This is a genomic window from Streptomyces sp. NBC_01334 (assembly GCF_035983595.1).
Classification (GTDB): Bacteria; Actinomycetota; Actinomycetes; order Streptomycetales; family Streptomycetaceae; genus Streptomyces; species Streptomyces coriariae.
In genome coordinates this window covers 9,951,787-9,968,178 of the sequence record NZ_CP130718.1, presented here as the reverse complement: position 1 = coordinate 9,968,178, position 16,392 = coordinate 9,951,787, and the positions used below count along the sequence as shown (strand labels likewise).

The 16,392-nt window shown below is 72.7% G+C and carries 11 protein-coding genes; 3 read left to right on the top strand and 8 right to left on the bottom strand.

The genetic code is table 11. The features are described from left to right. Positions 1-60: 60 nt before the first annotated feature. On the bottom strand, positions 61-1,128 hold the full coding sequence (locus OG736_RS44195; RefSeq protein ID WP_314225108.1) for a type III polyketide synthase: 1,068 nt from the start codon (positions 1,126-1,128) through the stop codon (positions 61-63). Positions 1,129-1,577: 449 nt separating this feature from the next. On the opposite strand from OG736_RS44195, the gene OG736_RS44190 reads away from it, so the two are divergent. After that, on the top strand, positions 1,578-2,897 hold the full coding sequence (locus tag OG736_RS44190) for a multidrug effflux MFS transporter (protein ID WP_327180546.1): 1,320 nt from the start codon (positions 1,578-1,580) through the stop codon (positions 2,895-2,897). 692 nt (positions 2,898-3,589) lie between these two features. On the opposite strand, the gene OG736_RS44185 is transcribed toward OG736_RS44190, so the two are convergent. The 7 genes from OG736_RS44185 to OG736_RS44155 form a co-directional block, all read right to left on the bottom strand. Then, entirely contained in the window at positions 3,590-4,201 is a 612-nt protein-coding gene (locus OG736_RS44185; protein WP_327180547.1) for a hypothetical protein, read from the bottom strand. Positions 4,202-4,549: 348 nt separating this feature from the next. Continuing rightward, on the bottom strand, positions 4,550-5,947 hold the full coding sequence (locus tag OG736_RS44180) for a helix-turn-helix domain-containing protein (RefSeq protein WP_442816985.1): 1,398 nt from the start codon (positions 5,945-5,947) through the stop codon (positions 4,550-4,552). Positions 5,948-6,347: 400 nt separating this feature from the next. Then, a complete protein-coding gene (locus OG736_RS44175; RefSeq protein ID WP_327180549.1) occupies positions 6,348-6,704 on the bottom strand; it encodes a DUF3099 domain-containing protein in 357 nt (118 codons plus the stop codon). A 305-nt stretch (positions 6,705-7,009) separates the two neighbouring features. Continuing rightward, a complete protein-coding gene (qcrB, locus tag OG736_RS44170; RefSeq protein WP_327180550.1) occupies positions 7,010-8,785 on the bottom strand; it encodes a cytochrome bc1 complex cytochrome b subunit in 1,776 nt (591 codons plus the stop codon). A gap of 408 nt (positions 8,786-9,193) precedes the next feature. Further along, positions 9,194-10,735: an FAD-dependent oxidoreductase gene (locus tag OG736_RS44165; RefSeq protein WP_327180551.1), complete on the bottom strand. Its 1,542-nt coding sequence runs from the start codon at positions 10,733-10,735 to the stop codon at positions 9,194-9,196. Positions 10,736-11,540: 805 nt separating this feature from the next. Next, positions 11,541-12,980: a nitrosuccinate lyase gene (gene pcaB, locus OG736_RS44160; RefSeq protein ID WP_327180552.1), complete on the bottom strand. Its 1,440-nt coding sequence runs from the start codon at positions 12,978-12,980 to the stop codon at positions 11,541-11,543. Continuing rightward, entirely contained in the window at positions 12,977-14,983 is a 2,007-nt protein-coding gene (locus OG736_RS44155; protein ID WP_327187477.1) for an FAD/NAD(P)-binding protein, read from the bottom strand. Before OG736_RS44155 ends, pcaB begins: the two co-directional genes overlap by 4 nt. Before the next feature lie 395 nt (positions 14,984-15,378). On the opposite strand from OG736_RS44155, the gene OG736_RS44150 reads away from it, so the two are divergent. Both OG736_RS44150 and OG736_RS44145 read left to right on the top strand, forming a co-directional pair. After that, positions 15,379-16,128, top strand: a complete 750-nt coding sequence (locus OG736_RS44150) for a hypothetical protein (protein ID WP_327180553.1) — start codon at positions 15,379-15,381, stop codon at positions 16,126-16,128. Further along, a complete protein-coding gene (locus OG736_RS44145) occupies positions 16,125-16,340 on the top strand; it encodes a hypothetical protein (RefSeq protein ID WP_327180554.1) in 216 nt (71 codons plus the stop codon). The genes OG736_RS44150 and OG736_RS44145 overlap by 4 nt, the downstream gene beginning before the upstream one ends. Positions 16,341-16,392: the final 52 nt, after the last annotated feature.

The window sequence follows — 16,392 nt, the reverse complement described above, 5'->3', positions numbered from 1 at the left end:
AGCTTCCTTTGTCCGCGCAGAGTTTCACTCGAGTGACGTTCGGTTGCCCTTGCGTCGGACTCAGTCCAGCTCTCGGGGGCCGTCGACGCTCCAGCGGCCCAGCGCCATCTCGGCGGTGATGCCGGGGCCGAAGCCCGCGATCAGACCGGTGGCGTCCTGGACGGGGGTGTCCTCCTCGAACAGGCGGCGGGCCGCGTCGAAGACGACGGCGCTGGCGATGTTGCCGTACTCGGTCAGCGTCGACCAGCTGTGGCGGAACACCGACCGGTCGACCTCGAGGAACTTGGCGAGGTCGTCCAGGATGCGCGGGCCGCCGGCGTGGACGATGTAGAAGTCGAGGCTGCCGGCGTCCCAGCTGTGGTCCTTGGCGAACTCGCGCAGCACCGGGGCGAGCGGCTCCATCGTGCCGGGCACGCGGCGGTCCAGCTGGAAGTGGAAGCCGGTGTCCTTGACCGCGTAGGAGATCCAGTCCTCGGTGTGCGGGATGAGGTAGGAGGCGTTGCGCTCCAGCTCGATGCCGACACCGCCGTTGCCGCGCACCACGGCGGCCGCGACCGCGTCGCCGAACAGCCCGTCGGACAGCAGCGAGCCGATGTCGTCGGCGTCGGGCTGGTAGCACAGCGAGCACAGCTCGCAGGAGACGATCAGGACGTTGGTGCCGGGGTGGGCCAGGCAGAAGTCGTGGGCCCGGTTGACCGCCGCGCCGCCCGCCGCGCAGCCGAGCTGGGCGATGGGTATCTGGCGGGTGTCGGAGCGGAAGCCGAGCGTGTTGATCAGCCAGGCGGTCAGCGACGGCATGCTGAAGCCGGTGCACGACACGTAGATGATCGCGTCGATGTCACGGGCCGCCAGGCCGGCGTTCTGCAGGGCCTCTTCGATGACCGGCGGGGTCAGCTTCCTGGACTCGGCCTCGTAGATGCGGTTGCGTTCCGTCAGGCCCGGGTGCTTGAGCGTCTGCTCGATGGGCTGGACGATGTGCCGCTTCAGCACTCCGGTGTTCCGGATCAGTCGGAGCGCCAGGGGAAGCTGCGGCTTTCCGGCATGGGCTTTCGCTGCGAACTCGAGAGTCTCGTCGATCGTGATGACGTGTTCCGGCGCGCTCACCGCGGGCTTGCACAACCTGGGCATATATGGGCTCTACTTTCTCTAGAGTCTGCCTTCTGTACGTGACGAATCTGCGCACAGCTTCCGGAGAGAGCGCAGCACACGGGAAAACACCGCGGCGCGCGGGGATTCGATGCGAGAGGAAACCTGTGCCGTACCGGGAACGGACGCGGTCTCACCAGTACAGAACCGGTGTACAGATGCTCAATCCCCCGCCCCGTAAATGTTTTCGGGCAGGGAAGGCGTGCGGAAATAGTGACACGGCCGAACTCTCCGCGCCAAGGCCGTTTTGAAGCGATCCGAGCAGTTCCGAGCAAAACTCGAGCAGCGCACTGACGAGTCTCGACCTCGGCGGACGAAAGGCCTGGCAGGAGTATCACCTGGCCTCAGGCGCCACCCGCGCGCTGCCGGTTCTGTAGCGGTCTGCTGCGAGCATCGGCCTTGGCCACGTAACGACTTGACGCGGAGGGCGCATGTCTCAGAAAGCCGAGGAAGCCACCGCCGGAGGCCGGCGGTTCCCCAGGGGGCGGTCCCCGGCGAAGGGCAGAGGAGACACGGCCGGCACGGACAAGTCGGTGCGGCGGACGGGGCTTCTGGTCACCTTCCTCCTCGGCGCCCTCGCCGCGGTGCCGCCGATGTCGATGGACATGTACCTCCCGGCCCTGCCGGAGGTCACCCGCACCCTGAACTCGACCGCGACGACCGTGCAGCTCACGCTCACCGCGTGCCTGGCCGGGATGGCGATCGGGCAGCTCGTGGTGGGTCCGATGAGCGACCGGTGGGGGCGGCGCAGGCCGCTGCTGGCCGGGCTGGTCGCCTACGTCGTCGCCGCCGTGATGTGCGCCTTCGCGCAGAACGCCGAGGTGCTGATCGGCTTCCGGCTGCTGCAGGGGCTGGCGGGGTCGGCCGGGATCGTCATCGCCCGGGCCGTCGTGCGCGACCTCTACGACGGTCTGGCCATGGCCCGGTTCTTCTCCACCCTGCTGCTGATCTCCAGCATCGCCCCGATCGTCGCGCCCGTCATCGGCGGGCAGATCCTGCACCTCACCGACTGGCGGGGCATCTTCCTCCTCCTCGCCGCGATCGGCGTCGCGCTCACCCTGCTCGTCTGGCGCCGGCTGCCCGAGACGCTGCCGCCCGAGCGGCGGCAGAGCGGCGGAGTGCGCGGAGCACTGTGGATCATGCGCGGGCTCTTCGCCGACCGGGTCTTCACCGGATACCTGATGACCAACGGCTTCACGTACGGCGCGCTGTTCTCGTACATCGCCGCCTCGCCGTTCGTGATCCAGGACATCTACGGGGCGTCCCCGCAGACCTTCTCGCTGCTGTTCGGCGTCAACTCGCTGGGGCTGATGATCGTCGGCCAGATCAACGGCAAGATCCTGGTCGGCCGGGTCCGCCTGGACAAGGCCCTCGGGTGCGGCCTGGCCGTGCTCGCCCTCGCCGGGGTGGCGCTGCTGCTGGTGACGGCAGGCGCCTTCGGCGACGTGGGCACGGTTCCCCTCGCGGCCAGCCTCTTCGTCATGATCTCCGCGCTCGGTCTGATCCTGCCCAACACCAACGCGCTCACCCTGATGCGCACCCCGCACGCCGCGGGTTCCGCCTCCGCGCTGGTCGGCACGTCCTGCTTCGTCATGGGGGCGATCGCCTCCTCGCTCGTGAGCATCGCGGGCAAGGAGACGGCGGTGCCGATGGCCGTGATCCAGCTCGGCAGCGCGCTGGCCGCGATCGCCTCCTTCCTGGGGGTGTGCCGTCCCTGGCAGAACCGGCCGGCGGAGAAGACCGGGCACTGAGCACACCACCACAGCCCGCACCCGCCCACGGCGGTCACCCCGGCCCGACGCCGGGGTGACCGCCGTCCGGCATGCACGGCACACACCGCCCGGACCGGGCGGACGCGGCGACACCACCACGGGCTTCGGGCCTCGGGCTTCGGGCTTCGGGCTTCGGGCAACAGGCCACGGCCACACGGGCTTACGGGCTTACGGGCTTACGGGCCTCGGGCTTCGGGCAACAGGCCACGGGCTTACGGGCTTACGGGCCATAGACGCGAGGGCGTGCCCGGGGTTCTCTGCCAACTCACCTGCGACGTCACTGGTTTCCCCTGCCCGGGGTGGCAACTCCCCCGGCCAGGGCAGGGGGACGGGACGCGCTCACACTCCGCCTCGCACGTGATGTGGCTGACGGGAACCGGGACCTGCGCGGTGTCCGCCCGCCGGCCGCGGCGCGGGAGCAGTCGTCACGAACGTTGCGACACGGCCCGCAAGGCCGCCGCCCGTCCCATGGGGGACGGGCGGCGGCCTTGCGGGATGCGGTCACACGGCGGAGCACCGCTTCGGCGCAGCGCGACGCGGCGGCCGTTGAAGTGGAACGAGGCTCCGGACACGGCGCTGAAGACGCCGATGACGGCAGCACCGTCGCAGATGACGGCAGTGCCCTCGCAGATGACGTCGTGTCAGCACATCGCGTCCGAAAGGCGATCCGGTCAGCCCGCCCACCGGGAGTCGAGCGCGATGGTCTGCAGGCGGTCGAGCGTGAGCGGGGGCTTCGGCCGCGTCACCGGGCCGCTCTCGGCGTAGGAGTTCACCTCCTGGACGATGACCCGGCGGCCGTCGGGGTGGAGGGTGTCGACCAGCCACACCACGGCGGATCCGCCCTTCTCCGATGCCCGCTTGGCCCGCTTGACCTGGGTGCCGTCGGCCAGGGTCAGGGCCTGGCAGGCGATGTACTCGCCCTCGCAGCCCATGTGCCCCTCGAGGACGTCGCCCATGTCGTGCTGGGCGTTCACCCCGATCATGCTCTTCCCGCGGCCGTCGTCCCAGACCAGAGCGGCGTAGCCTTCCTGGCTCTGCTCGTCGGAGACCTTCGCGCCCTTGGGCAGCAGGGACTTCAGCACCCGGACCATCTGACGGCCGGACAGCGGCGCGCCCGAGTCGGACAGCGCGGTCGACGGGGCCGAAGCCCCAACCGTGGCGCCGTCGCTCCGCGGAGCGGCGGAGGCCTGCGCCGCCGCACCGAGCCCGAGGGCCAGGACGAGGCCGGCGGCGACCGCCGCGCGGCGGCCCGGACGACGGCGTGCGGAGGTGTTCCTGTTCATGTGGTGGCTTCCTTCTCTGGTCCGAACGCGGGTGTTCTCTGCGTCGTGGGACGGCGGGTGGTGCCAGGCGCCGAACGCCGCCCGGACACAGGGGTGTCCCGGTGCACAAGCGCAGGGTGGTGGTCGTCGTGCCGGCCGGCAGGGCGGTCGTGCCGCCTCGGCCGGTGCGACATCCACAGATTCCAGGACGCCGGGGACCCCCGGCAACAGCTGCCCCCACACCCGGGACAGCGGGACCGTCCCACCCACGTTGAGCTGCGGAAACAAGGAGTCCCGGGATGCCGTCCCGGGATGCGGAGACGACTCGCGCCGGACCGGCCGGCCCTCGGACGCGGCCGGCGTCGCTCGTCAGCCGCCGGTTTCCGCGCCGTCGTCGGCGGTGGTCATGGGGACCCAGCCGACGGGGCTGCGGTACCAGTAGTGGGGCAGCCCCTCGATGCTGGTGGTACGGAACGGGCGGCCGTGGTCGTCGATGCGCAGCGTGCCGCGCCGGCCCTGCGAGGACCAGTCGAGGTCGAGGTACCAGTCGCAGGTGCAGGACTCGGTGCCCGCGGAGACCAGCAGGACCTCCGGCTCCTGCAGCGACACCCGGTAGGGGAAGTCGACCGCGAAGCTCGGTGAGTCCGGGCGGCCGGCCGGCACGGCACGGGGCAGGGGTCGGTGCGCGTCGAGGTTCACGGAGAAGTAGCGGGGCTGGAGGGTGGCGCCGCAGCCATCGGCCGTGGAATAGGCGATGCCCCGGCGGTCGGCGGGGACGGTGCGGCTGACCACGCTCACATGCATGGCCTCCAGGACGACGGCGGCGGAGCCACGTCCCTGCACCGTGATCCGCACATTGGTGTCGCGCCCGTGCACCGCGCCCTGGGACGCGGCCCAGGGCGCGGCGTCCGCCGGGTTCGGCGGCGGCGGGACCTGCTGCGGCGGCTTGTCGATGACGTAGTCGTGGTCGCATTCGAGTTCCCCCCAGACCTGGGAGTTGGCGGTCCAGGTGAGCGGGGCCGGCAGTGGGGCCGTACCGGCGTCCGTCCGGTTCTCCTGCGGGCCGTTGCCACTGCGCGTGGCCGACGCGGAGGGTTGCGGTGTGGCGGTGGGGGCGGAGGCCGACGGCGGGACCGCACCGGCGCTCGCCCGGCTCTTCCTCGGGCCGTTGCCGCTCTGCGTGGCCCACGCGGAGGGTTCCGGTGCGGTCCGGGCGGAAGCCGACGACCCCCCGCCGCCGGAAGGGGGGCCGGCGGCGGACGCGGTGAGGCCGGCGAGCGCGACGGCGAGCGAGGCCGCCAGTGCCATCGCTCGCACGGGCCGTCGTCGGGGGCGCCCGGGGCGGGGACCCGGCCCGCCCGGCGAGGCCGGCCCCGGGCGCGGGAGGGACGGCGGCATCGGCTCGGGTTCCTCGTCCGGCGGACTGCCGGGGCTCGGGGACGCGGCCGCTGCCGCGGTGCCCGTGGTGCCGTCGGGCGCCGGTGCCCGCCGGGCGTCGGACAGGCGTGGTCGTTGCCGTGCCGCGACCGCCAGGAGCCACCGGCGGTGCAGCTGCGCGCGTTCCTCGGGGGAGGCTCCGCAGAGTGCGGCGAACCGCTCGATCCCGGCGAAGTCCAGGGGGACCGCCTCACCCGTGCAGTAGCGGTGCAGCGTGGAGGACGTCATGCCCAGACGGCGGGCCAGCGCCGCGTAACTGCGGTCCGTGCGCTTCTTCCAACGCATCAGCAGGAGCGCGAACTCCACTACGTCGTCGTGCATTGCATCCATGCGGTCCGTACTCGCATCCATCCGTCGGCCTGTGCAGCCATGTCCCGGTCCGGGACGGCATCCCAGGCGCTCCCCCGTATCTGCACGTCGATACGGCCGGGATGGTTCCTGGGTTGCCGGACGTGCGCTGCATGGCCGCCCGGCGGATCGCGGAGGTGTGCACCGGGCCGGTGCCCGGGCCCGGGCACCGGCCGCTCCCCCACCGGCGACTCGTCCGCCTCACCACGTGGGGCACGGTCTGAGTCCCCGCCGTGGACGCCGGCTTGCGGGCCGGGTCGCGCCTCGCCGCCCGCGGGTCAGAGCCCGGACGGCAGGGCCGTCCGCAGGACCGGCGGCGGGTGCGGGAGGCGGCGTCCGGCACGCCGGGCGGGAGCCGGGCGCAGGCGGAGCAGGTGGCCGCTCAGGCCGCCGTGTTGCGTTCCGGCGGCAGGATGAGGGTGGGTTCGAGGGGCACGCGGGTGACGTTCTCTCGGGGGACCTCGACCAGCGCGATCCGGGTGCCGCGCTGCTGGCGCCATCCCGCCTGGGCGGCGACCACGGCGACGTAGGGGATGACCACCCCGGCGACGAGGGCGCAGACGGCGACGGCGGGCCAGCGGTTCCACGTGACCGCCATCAGGACCACACAGGCGCTGCGCACCAGCATGGCCACGATGTAGCGGCGCTGGCGCCCGCGCAGATCCTCCGACAGACCGGTGCGCGCCCGGGTGATGGACTCGGCCCGGGGTCCCGCCCGGTGCCATGGGGTTCGGCTCATGGGGGCCTCCGTCGGCGCTGCGGCATCAGCGCCGGAAAGTGAGTTCGGCCCGCCCGGTCGGGCAGGCATCGCGCGCTGTGCGGACGTTCGTCGGTGCTGCGGCCGCGCAGAATCCGTGGCGGCCCGGTCCGCGTCGTGGGGCCGGGTCACGGACCGCTGCCGCGCGGTGTGACGGCGACCGGCGACACAGCGGTCGGGCTGCCTTGCGCACCGCCGCCCCGGTGCGACGACGGCGGCGCGGGTGACCGTCCCCTGATCACCCGCGCCGCCGTGTCCGGCCCGGTCCTGTGCGTGGTGCCTGCGGGTCAGTGCAGTTCCTGGTCCGGCTCCCGCTCCTCGGCGGCGGGCCGCCTGCCGGTTTCCAGGTGTCCGTTGGACGAGGCGTGCCCGTTGGACGAGGCGTGCCCGTTGGACGAGGCGTGCCCGTCGGGAGAGGCGTGCCCGCCGGAGGAGTGTCCGAGGTGTTCCAGAGCCTGCTGCATCTCCTGCGGCGTGGGCTTGGCGATCTGCCCGCCGTACAGCCAGCGGCTGAGCCGGTGGCGCAGTACCTCCTTGCGGATCCGCGGGTTGGGCACGCCGTCCTGTCCGGCCGCGGGGGCGGGGAGCACTTCGGGCATCTTCCTGGACAGCAGGGTGTATTCCTGGTCGCGGTCCAGGCGTGCGTGGACCTCGACGAACTCGCCGTGCGGCAGGCGCTTGATCTTTCCGGTCTCGCGGCCGTGCAGGAGCTTGTCGCGGTCGCGCAGTTGCAGGCCGAGGCAGATCCGCCGGGTCACGATGTAGGTCAGCGCCGGGACGAGGAAGATCCCGATCCGTACCGCCCAGGTGATCTGGTTCAGGGACAGATGGAAGCGTTCGGCCAGGACGTCGTTGGCGCCGCCGAAGAACAGCACCAGGTAGAGCGAGACGAAGGCGATGCCGAACGAGGTGCGTGTGGGGTGGTCGCGGGGGCGGTCCAGGAGGTGGTGTTCGCGCTTGTCGCCGGTGACCCAGGCTTCCAGGAACGGCCACAGGGCGATCACCGCCATCATCACGGTGGGCAGGATGACGGCCGGGATCAGGACGCCCATGTTGACGGTGTAGCCGCCGGGCAGGACGAACTCCCAGGCGGGCATGGCGCGCAGGGCGCCTTCGAGGAAGCCCATGTACCAGTCGGGCTGGGAGCCCTGGGAGATCTGGTCGGCGCGGTAGGGGCCGTAGGTCCACACGGGGTTGATCTGGGCGGTGCCGGCCAGCAGCGTGAGCAGGCCGGAGACGAGGAAGAAGAATCCGCCGGCCTTGGCCGTGTACACCGGCATCAGGGGCTGGCCGACGACGTTGTTCTCGGTGCGGCCGGGGCCGGGGAACTGGGTGTGCTTGTGGTAGAAGACGTAGATCAGGTGGACGGTGACCAGGGCCAGGATGATGCCCGGGAGCAGCAGGATGTGGATGCTGTAGAACCGGGGGATGATCTCGTGGCTCGGGTATTCGCCGCCGAACAGGAACATCGTCAGGTAGGTGCCGACCACCGGGATGGCGAGGGTGACGCCTTCGGCGATGCGCAGGCCGGTGCCGGAGAGCAGGTCGTCGGGGAGTGAGTAGCCGACGAAGCCTTCCAGGGTGACCAGGACGAGCAGTGTGAAGCCGATCAGCCAGTTGACCTCGCGCGGCCTGCGGAACGATCCGGTCAGGAAGTGGCGCAGCGTGTGCACGCAGAGCGCGGCGATCATGACCAGGGCCGACCAGTGGTGCAGCTGTCGGATGAGCAGGCCGCCGCGCACGTCGAAGGTGATGTCGAGGGTGGAGGCGTAGGCCTGGGACATCGGGATGCCCTGCAGCGGGACGTGTGATCCCTGGTAGACGGTCTCCGTCATGCCCGGGTCGAAGAACATGGTGAGCCAGACACCGGTGAGCAGCAGCACGATGAAGCTGTAGAGCGCTATCTCACCGAACATGAACGTCCAGTGGTCGGGGAAGACCTTGCGGATCAGGAACCGGAAGTTGTAGATCCCGAGCCGCTCGTCCGCCCAGTCGGCGACGCGTTCGCCCTTCGGCGCCGTGGTGCGCGCGCTGTGCGGCGCCCTCTCCTCGGTCGTGCTCATACCCGCGCACCCTCCCCTCGCCGCTCGGCTGTCACAGGCACACCCGGTCCGGCCGGTGTGCGGTCGGTGGTGCGGGCGGCCTGCCGCGGCGCAAGCGGGCCCGTGCCCTGGAGCGGATGAAACGCTATCCACGCGGAACCAAACAGAACAACCGCGCTCAAGCCAGACTCAAGTGTGAACTCAAGTGATTCTTGAGTGAGTTGTGAGCGGCCCGGATGCGGGCCGTCGTCCTTCGTGTGCAACAGGCCTTGCCTTTCCGGCCGGTTGGCGGTGTGCGGTGGCTGCTTGTCGGTCAAGTAGGCATTGTTTTGCGGTAGTTGTGCCACTCCCGTCATGCCCGGAGCGTAAGGCAGCGTTTTTCGGCCCGCGACGGTGTGCAACGCGCCAGGTGGCTGGAAAGCGGGGTGTTCACGGTCGCTTTCGCTCGCCGGCCGGGGCTGCGGCCGGCCAGTGGGCCGAGGAGCCGCCGGGCCGCGGCCGGGTGGAGCCGGCGGAGACCCCGATGGCCGGCGGCGCCGGGGTGACGGGACGGCGCCGGCGGGCGTGGGGGCCGTGGGTGAGGCTGGGCGGCGGTGCGGTGGGGGCCGGGTCGCGCCGGGGGCGCAGTGCGGCCCGCAGCGCGTGCGTGCGCAGCGCTGCGGCGGGCGGGCCGAGCAACTGGTGCGGTTGGAGCAGGAGGGTCGCCGCGTGCCGGTCGGTGGTCGCGGCGACGGCGATCCGGGACGCGTACCGTCTGCCGAGCCGGGCGCGCAGCCCGGCCGGCGGGTCCTGGCCCGGGCCCGCGTGCAGGGTGCGGGTGCTCAGCCGCCAGGCGGGGGCGAGGCGGTGGGCGAGGGCCCGGCGCAGGCGGTGGCTGATGCCGACCGCGGTGCCGTGGGCGGTGAGCATGTCGTCCAGGACGAGGGCGCACTGCACGGCGAGTGTCATGCCGTGGCCGTGGGCCGGGTCGAGGGCGGCGAGGGCGTCGCCGACGACGAGGAACTGGTCGGGCCAGCGGCGCAGCTTCTCGTAGTGGCGCCAGCGGCTCTCGGTGCGGCTGCAGCCGTAGACGGGGCCGAGCGGGGTGGCCGTCTCGATGAGGTCGCGCAGCAGCGGGCTGCGCAGGGTGCCGGCGGCACGCAGCAGTTCCTCGTGGTCGGCGGGCGGCGGTGTGCCGTCGCCGGTGCTGAGCGACACCGACCAGCGGCCGCCTTCGACGGGGTGGAGCATGCCCTGGCGGGGGTCGCCGGGCGAGGCCATGAGCATCAGGCTCTTCCAGTCGGCGACATGGCCGACGGGCGGCGCGTACACGGTGGTGGCGTACGCGGTGCGGGTGTCGGCCACGGTCTCGGCGGGTGGTTCGTAGCCGAGTTCGGCGAGCCACTGGGGGGCGCGGGAGCCGCGTCCGGAGGCGTCCACGACGAACTCGGCCGGGATCAGCCGCCGGGGGGTGAAGCCGTCGGGTGCCTTGCGGTCCCGGCCGCGTGCCCATACGCCGGTGACGGTGTCCTGGGGGCCCGGCTGCAGGGCGACGACCTCATGTTCCGGCAGGAAGGTCACCTTGGGGTCGGCGCGCAGCCGGTCGCGTATCACCGAGTCGAGGAGGTCACGGCCGGCGCTGAGCATCGACAGGCCCGAGTCGAAGCGGGGCAGCCAGCCGGCCGGGCCGAGCAGCAGCGCGTCCTCGGGGAGGCGGACATGGACCGCTCCGGCCCGGGTGAGGTCGCGGCGGATGCCGGGGAACAGCTGTTCCAGGCCCTGGTGGGCGGCGGTCGTGAGGCTGTGGGTGTGACGTGCCTGGGGCACGCCTCGGCGGCGGCCGGGTCCGCGGGGCAGCCGGTCGCGCTCGATCACGGTGACGTGGTCCATGAAGTTGGCCAGGGCCCGCGCCGCGGTGAGCCCGGCGACGCTCGAGCCGATCACCACGGCACGGCCGTGGCCGCCGCCCCCGTCGACAACACGTGCGTCCATGCTCAACTCGGCCGCCTCCCCTGTGCGTTGTGGTTGCATCATGCGGTGCGGGGCCGTCTGCGCGGCCAGGCTGTGCGGCGCCTCGAGCGGCCTTCGAGGCGGACGCGAGGAGGACTCGAGCGGGGATGCCGGACGGGCGCCGCGCCAGGAGCGGCCGGACCTGGGCGGCAGACGCCGTCTCGTCGGCGAGGCCGGCCGGCAGCCGCCGGCGCCGGCCCGACGCGCCCGGAGCCGGGTCCGTGGACGGCACAGGTGCCACCGGGGGCGGCACGGCACGGCGTGAACTCCGGCCCCGGCGGCGGCCGGCGCGTGACCGGCGCAAGACGCCCTCGGTCACGGCGGGCTCTCCCCCGGCCCGGGCGAACGCCCGCGAGCAGCGGCACCCGGCCGCAACGGCGTGTCCGGCCCGTGCCGGGTCGGCTGCACTGCGGCCCGCCCGGCACGGCAGACACCCGCCCGGCACGGCGTGCCGCCCGGCCGAACGGCGGGTGCTCGCCTGCAACGGCAGGTGCGTGTCCGGCCGGAACGGTGCGGCCGGCCCGTGCCGGTCGGCTGTTCTGCGGCCCGCCCGGCACGGCGGGTGTTCGGCGGTAACGGCGGGTGCTCTCCCCGTACGGGCGTGCCCTGGCCGGAACGGTGTGGCCGGCCCGTGCCGGTCGGCTGTTCTGCGGCGCCGCCCTGGACGTCAGGTGGCCGGGCGGACGGTGTGTCAGGCCCGGGCTGGTGGGCTGAGCTGCGGGTGCCCGGGGTGCGGCCCGGGCTGGTGCGTGTGGCGCCGGTCGGTCTGCGGACACCGGTGTGCTCGTCAGGGCGGTGGGGTCCGCAGGTGCCCCGGTGGGGTGAGTGCCCGGTCCACCAGTGGGCCGGCGACGCCGGTGTAGCCGGCCGGGTCGAGCAGCGCGGTCACCTCCTCCCGGCTCAGCACGCCTGCCAGTTGAGGGGTCTGGACGAGTACGTCGGCCAGCGGCAGACCGGTGCGGGAGGCGAGCAGCGAGGCCTGGGTGAGCAGTTCCTTGGCGGCCGTCTTGCCGATGCGTGGGGCCAGGACGGCCGAGACCCGCTCGGAGACGAGTTGTCCGCCGGTCGCCTTGAGGTTGGCGCGCATGCGCTGCGGGTGGACGGTGAGTCCCCGGGCGAGTTCGACGGCCGTGTGCGCGGCGCCGCCGGTGAGCCGCAGGGCCTCGCGCAGCGGCTGCCACTCCGCGTGCCACATCCCGGCCGAGCGCTCGTCCTCGGTGGGCAGACACTGCATCAGTACGGTGGCCAGGGCGGGCACCTGCAGGGCGGCGGAGCGGATGAGGGTGGCGAGCACGGGGTTGCGTTTGTGCGGCATGGCCGAGGAGGCGCCCCGTCCGGCGACCGCGGGTTCGGCCACCTCGGCGACCTCGGTGCGGGTGAGCACCAGCACGTCCGCGGCGATCTTGCCGAGGGCGCCGGTGGTGTGGGCGAGGGCGGCCCCCAGGTCGGCGACGGGGGTGCGCAGGGCGTGCCAGGGCAGGACGGGGGCGCTCAGTCCCGTTTCGTCGGCGAACGCGGCGCCCAGTTCGCCGGGCAGGGCCGCGGGGTCCGCGTCCTGGCCCGCGTACTGCAGATAGCCGGCCAGGGTTCCGGCCGCGCCGCCGAGCGCCACCGGGAGGGTGCCGGCGACCCGTTCGAGACGCTCGACGGCGTCCAGCACGAGCTGGCGCCATCCGGCCGCCTTGAGCCCGAAGGTCGTGGGCACGGCGTGCAGGGCCAGGGTGCGGCCCGCCATCACGGTGTCGCGGTGGGCGGCCGCGAGGCCGGCCAGCGCCTCGGCGACGGCCCGCAGGTCGGCGGTGATCAGGCGCAGGGCGCGCTGGGCCACCAGCATGGCGCCGGTGTCGAAGACGTCCTGGCTGGTCGAGCCGCGGTGCACGTACTCGGCGGCCTGCGGGCAGCGTTGCGCGACCACCGCGGTCAGTGCCTTGACCAGGCCCACGACCGGGTTCGCGGTCTCCCGCGCGGCCAGCGCCAGTTCGCGCAGGTCGAGCAGGTCCGCGCGGGCGGCGGCGGTGATGGCCGCGGCCGCCTGGGCGGGAACCGTGCCGCAGCGGGCCTGGGCGCGGGCCAGGGCCGCCTCCGCGTCGAGCATCGCCTGCAGCCAGGCGCTGTCGCCGACGGCGGCCTCGACGGGGGTGCCCGCCCGGACCGGGGAGAGCAGCCCCGCGTCCAGGTGGGCGGAGAGGGTTCCCGTCCGCGGGGACGACGCGTGCACGGCCGTCATGTGCGTGCCTTCTCACTCACGGTGTCCCACTGCGCCACGGGGGCGGGAAGTCCGGGCAGGGCCAGGACCGCCGCCGCGATGGCGTCGGAGTCCTCGAGGGTGACCGAGCCGACGCCTGGCCTGATGCCGGCGGCGGTCACCCAGTGCACGGACTCGGTGGGCACCCCGTAGGCGAAGCGCCGCGGATGCGGCACGCCCTGGGCGTCGATCAGGTGGTAGGGCCGCTCGGACACGGCGAGGCCGCCGGTCTCGTAGTGCGCGCCGCCGCTGCCGTCGCCGGGGATGCGGTACGGACGGCACCCTCCGGTGCGCAGCAGCCGGCTCATCAGCGGGTCGGCGGTGCGCCGCAGGTCGATCTCGGGCAGGCGGGCCTCGATGAGGACGGTGGCCCGGACCTCCACGTCGGCTATCTCGCTCGACGTGGCGGTGAAGCAGGGGCCGTGCGGGTCGGCGGTGACGCGCAGGCCGGGGCCGATCACGTCGAGGATGCCCGCGTCGATGAGTGCGGCCATCTCCTCGATGCGGGAGGCCGGGGGGCCGATGGACAGATAGGCGTTGAGCGGGGTGTACCAGCCGTCGAGGTCGTCGCGGTGGGACGCGGCGGTCAGTCCGGCGTGGTCGACGGCGAGCCGCAGTTCGTTGCGCAGGTCGCGCAGGACGTCGAGGGCGGCTTTGACCGGTCCGCTGACGTTGCCCTGGCGGGCCAGGCGGACGTCGTCGTCGAGGTGGGCGCGCAGCCAGCCGCGGAAGGCGGCCTGGTCGGGGAAGACGCGGTCGCCGTAGGGGCGTGCGACGCGTTCCCAGTCCCAGCGTTCGGCGGTGTCGATCCCGTTCGCGTCGAGGAGCGCGTCCTCGTCCGGTCCGGGTTCGGCTTCCAGATAGGCCTCGACGAACTCCTCGACCTGGTCGGGGAGTTCACCGCGTGCCGTGAGCAGGGCCGCGTAGTAGACCCCGCACACCTCCTTGGAGACGAGCGGCCACAGGTCGGCGGCGAAGTCGATGGCGCCGCGGCGGGGCGTGCGGGCGCGCAGGTTCGCGATGTACCCGGCCGTCAGGAGGCGGGGGTAGTAGCGGCCGTGGGCGCCCTTCTCGTTCTCGCCGCGCGCCTGGTAGGGCACGCCGCGCCGGGAGCCCGCGTACAGGCGTGGTTCGCGGCCCGAGGGGCGGTAGGCCAGCCGGCCGTCGACGCGGGTGAAGACGCCGCCCCTGCCGTGGGTGAACAGCGCCAGGTAGTCGAAGAAGTTGAGCCCCAGTCCGCGCAGCAGTACGTGCTCGCCGGGCCGGATGCCCGACAGGTCGACGTCGGCGGGGTTGGAGGGGGCCAGGTAGGTCAGTGCGTTGCGTTCGGCGTACAGGGCCAGCTCCCGCTCGGTGCGGGTGGGCTGTGCCGGTACGTGGCCCTGGGCGAGGACGACCGCGGACAGGCCGGTCAGGCGGGTGCCGTCCTCGAGGACGACGGTCTGCGGTCCGGGCTGCCCGGCCGGGGCGCCGTCGTCTTCGAGGGCGACGGCCCGCAGGGGGTGGGTGCGTACCCGTACGTGGGCGGCGGTGCCTGCGACGACCCGCTGGAACGCCCAGGTCAGGTAGGAGCCGTACAGGGCGCGGGTGGGGTAGGTGTCGGGGCCCAGGCGGTGTGCTTCGGCGAGGACCTGGTCGTCGTAGCCGGCGTCCGGGGCGGCCTCGAGGGTGTGCGAGACCAGGGCCTTGGCCCACTGGTACAGGCTCGGTCCCTCGTCCAGCGGGCCGTCGATGCGGACGCTGGCGTCGGTGTAGACCGTGACCTGGCAGGACACGGTGTTCATCAGCAGGTGCCGGGACTGCGTGGGGCGCCATACCCGTCCCGAGCCCGGCGGGTCGGGGTCGACGACGTGCACGGTGACGGTGTCCCAGCGGGGCGACTTCCGTTCCTGTGCGCTGAGCCGTTCCAGTACGGACAGGCCCCGCGGCCCTGCGCCGACGAGGCACACCTCCAAGTGCGTCGACGCTTCGCCCCGGTGGGACAGGGCGGATTCCCCGATGTCCGCGGAGCCGGGTGAGATCGGGTCGTCCAGAACGTATTGAACGGCCGCCGTCTCGGGCGGCCCTGCGGTGCGTACGGCGCTTACTGCGCGTTCGCCTCCATGCGTACCGTCCACAAGTGCCTCCTTCCTCCGCCACGGTCGGTGCAGGCGCTCAATCAGTGCTCGGAACCGGATGGACCCCGGCTTGAGAAGCGGGCGGGAAAGGGGCCGGCGGATCGGGGCGGACCGGACGGGGCATCTCCGGCGGGCCCCGAACGGGGCTGTATCGGGACTCCAGCACCGGTCGGTACGTTCGTCGAAAAGCATCACCGGACCTTTAGCGGGCCGGGAACCACGCCGACACGACCGGGATATGGAAAGGAACGCCGAGTTCCCCCATGGCCGCGATCGATGACGAGTTCGGGATTTCCACACTCCGGAATTACCGGCAGCGCTGGGGAACCCCCGTGCGGTTCGTGACGGTTGCGGAGGGCGAGCCGTCCCATGAAGGAGATTCGATGAAGAGCGACCCGTGCCCCAGAGCGCACGCCCGGGCCGGCCGCGCCGCCGCCGGGTCCGTCCTTTGTGCCGCCTGCGTCCGTCAGACGGCACGCGATCTGCGTACGCTTCCCGGCCTCCACCAGGAGTCCTTGCACCAGGTGTCGCCTGCGTCCCGGCGGTCCAACCCGACCAGGGTCTCGGGGAGCCGCAGGCGCGATCACCTGAACATCTCGGTTCTCGACGCCCGGCACAACATCCTTGCCACGCTCGAGTCCTGGTCGGAAATCGTGGTGGAAGAGCTCGGCATCGCGTCCCCGGCCCGTTCGGTTCCCCAGCTGGCCGGGTTTCTGGCGCAGCACCTGGAGTGGATCGTGTCCCAGCCCCCGGCTGCCGACTTCGCGGACGAGATCGAAAGCCTCGTCGGGGAAATGCGCAGCACGATAGACCCCGATCCCGGCAGCCTCCACACGCTGATCCGCAGGTGTGTCGTGGACGACTGCGGCGGGACGATAAGCGCCTCTGTGAAGAACGGTCAGGACGCGGGGAGCAGAAGCATCGAGTGCTCCGCCGGCCATTCCTGGGAAACGCACGAATGGCTGCGCCTGAGGCAGCTCATGGAACGGCAGCGAAAGGGTGTCGACGCATGACGAAACCGCCACGCCACCGGCTTGTTCCCACGAATGTGGCCGCGCTCGCCGCCGGGGTGTCCGAGGCGACCATCCGGAAGTGGGTGAGCCGCGGGAAGATCACCCGCTACGGCGCGCCGAACTGCCGCTCGGAGTTCGACATCGACGAGCTCACGGAGATCGCCCTGCGGCGCCGGCCCGGTCCCCCACCCGGCCGGGGCGCGGGCCGGTGATGTTCCCGGGCGCACGACGGGCGTTGTCCTCGCCGGGATCGGGCAGCCGCTC

What these genes read in the sequence shown, in the direction of transcription:
- OG736_RS44195 (WP_314225108.1), bottom strand. Translation starts at nt 1,128, where the DNA reads ATGCCCAGGTTGTGCAAGCCCGCGGTGAGCGCGCCGGAACACGTCATC.
- OG736_RS44190 (WP_327180546.1), top strand. Translation starts at nt 1,578, where the DNA reads ATGTCTCAGAAAGCCGAGGAAGCCACCGCCGGAGGCCGGCGGTTCCCC.
- OG736_RS44185 (WP_327180547.1), bottom strand. Translation starts at nt 4,201, where the DNA reads ATGAACAGGAACACCTCCGCACGCCGTCGTCCGGGCCGCCGCGCGGCG.
- OG736_RS44180 (WP_442816985.1), bottom strand. Translation starts at nt 5,947, where the DNA reads ATGGATGCAATGCACGACGACGTAGTGGAGTTCGCGCTCCTGCTGATG.
- OG736_RS44175 (WP_327180549.1), bottom strand. Translation starts at nt 6,704, where the DNA reads ATGAGCCGAACCCCATGGCACCGGGCGGGACCCCGGGCCGAGTCCATC.
- qcrB (WP_327180550.1), bottom strand. Translation starts at nt 8,785, where the DNA reads ATGAGCACGACCGAGGAGAGGGCGCCGCACAGCGCGCGCACCACGGCG.
- OG736_RS44165 (WP_327180551.1), bottom strand. Translation starts at nt 10,735, where the DNA reads ATGGACGCACGTGTTGTCGACGGGGGCGGCGGCCACGGCCGTGCCGTG.
- pcaB (WP_327180552.1), bottom strand. Translation starts at nt 12,980, where the DNA reads ATGACGGCCGTGCACGCGTCGTCCCCGCGGACGGGAACCCTCTCCGCC.
- OG736_RS44150 (WP_327180553.1), top strand. Translation starts at nt 15,379, where the DNA reads ATGGCCGCGATCGATGACGAGTTCGGGATTTCCACACTCCGGAATTAC.
- OG736_RS44145 (WP_327180554.1), top strand. Translation starts at nt 16,125, where the DNA reads ATGACGAAACCGCCACGCCACCGGCTTGTTCCCACGAATGTGGCCGCG.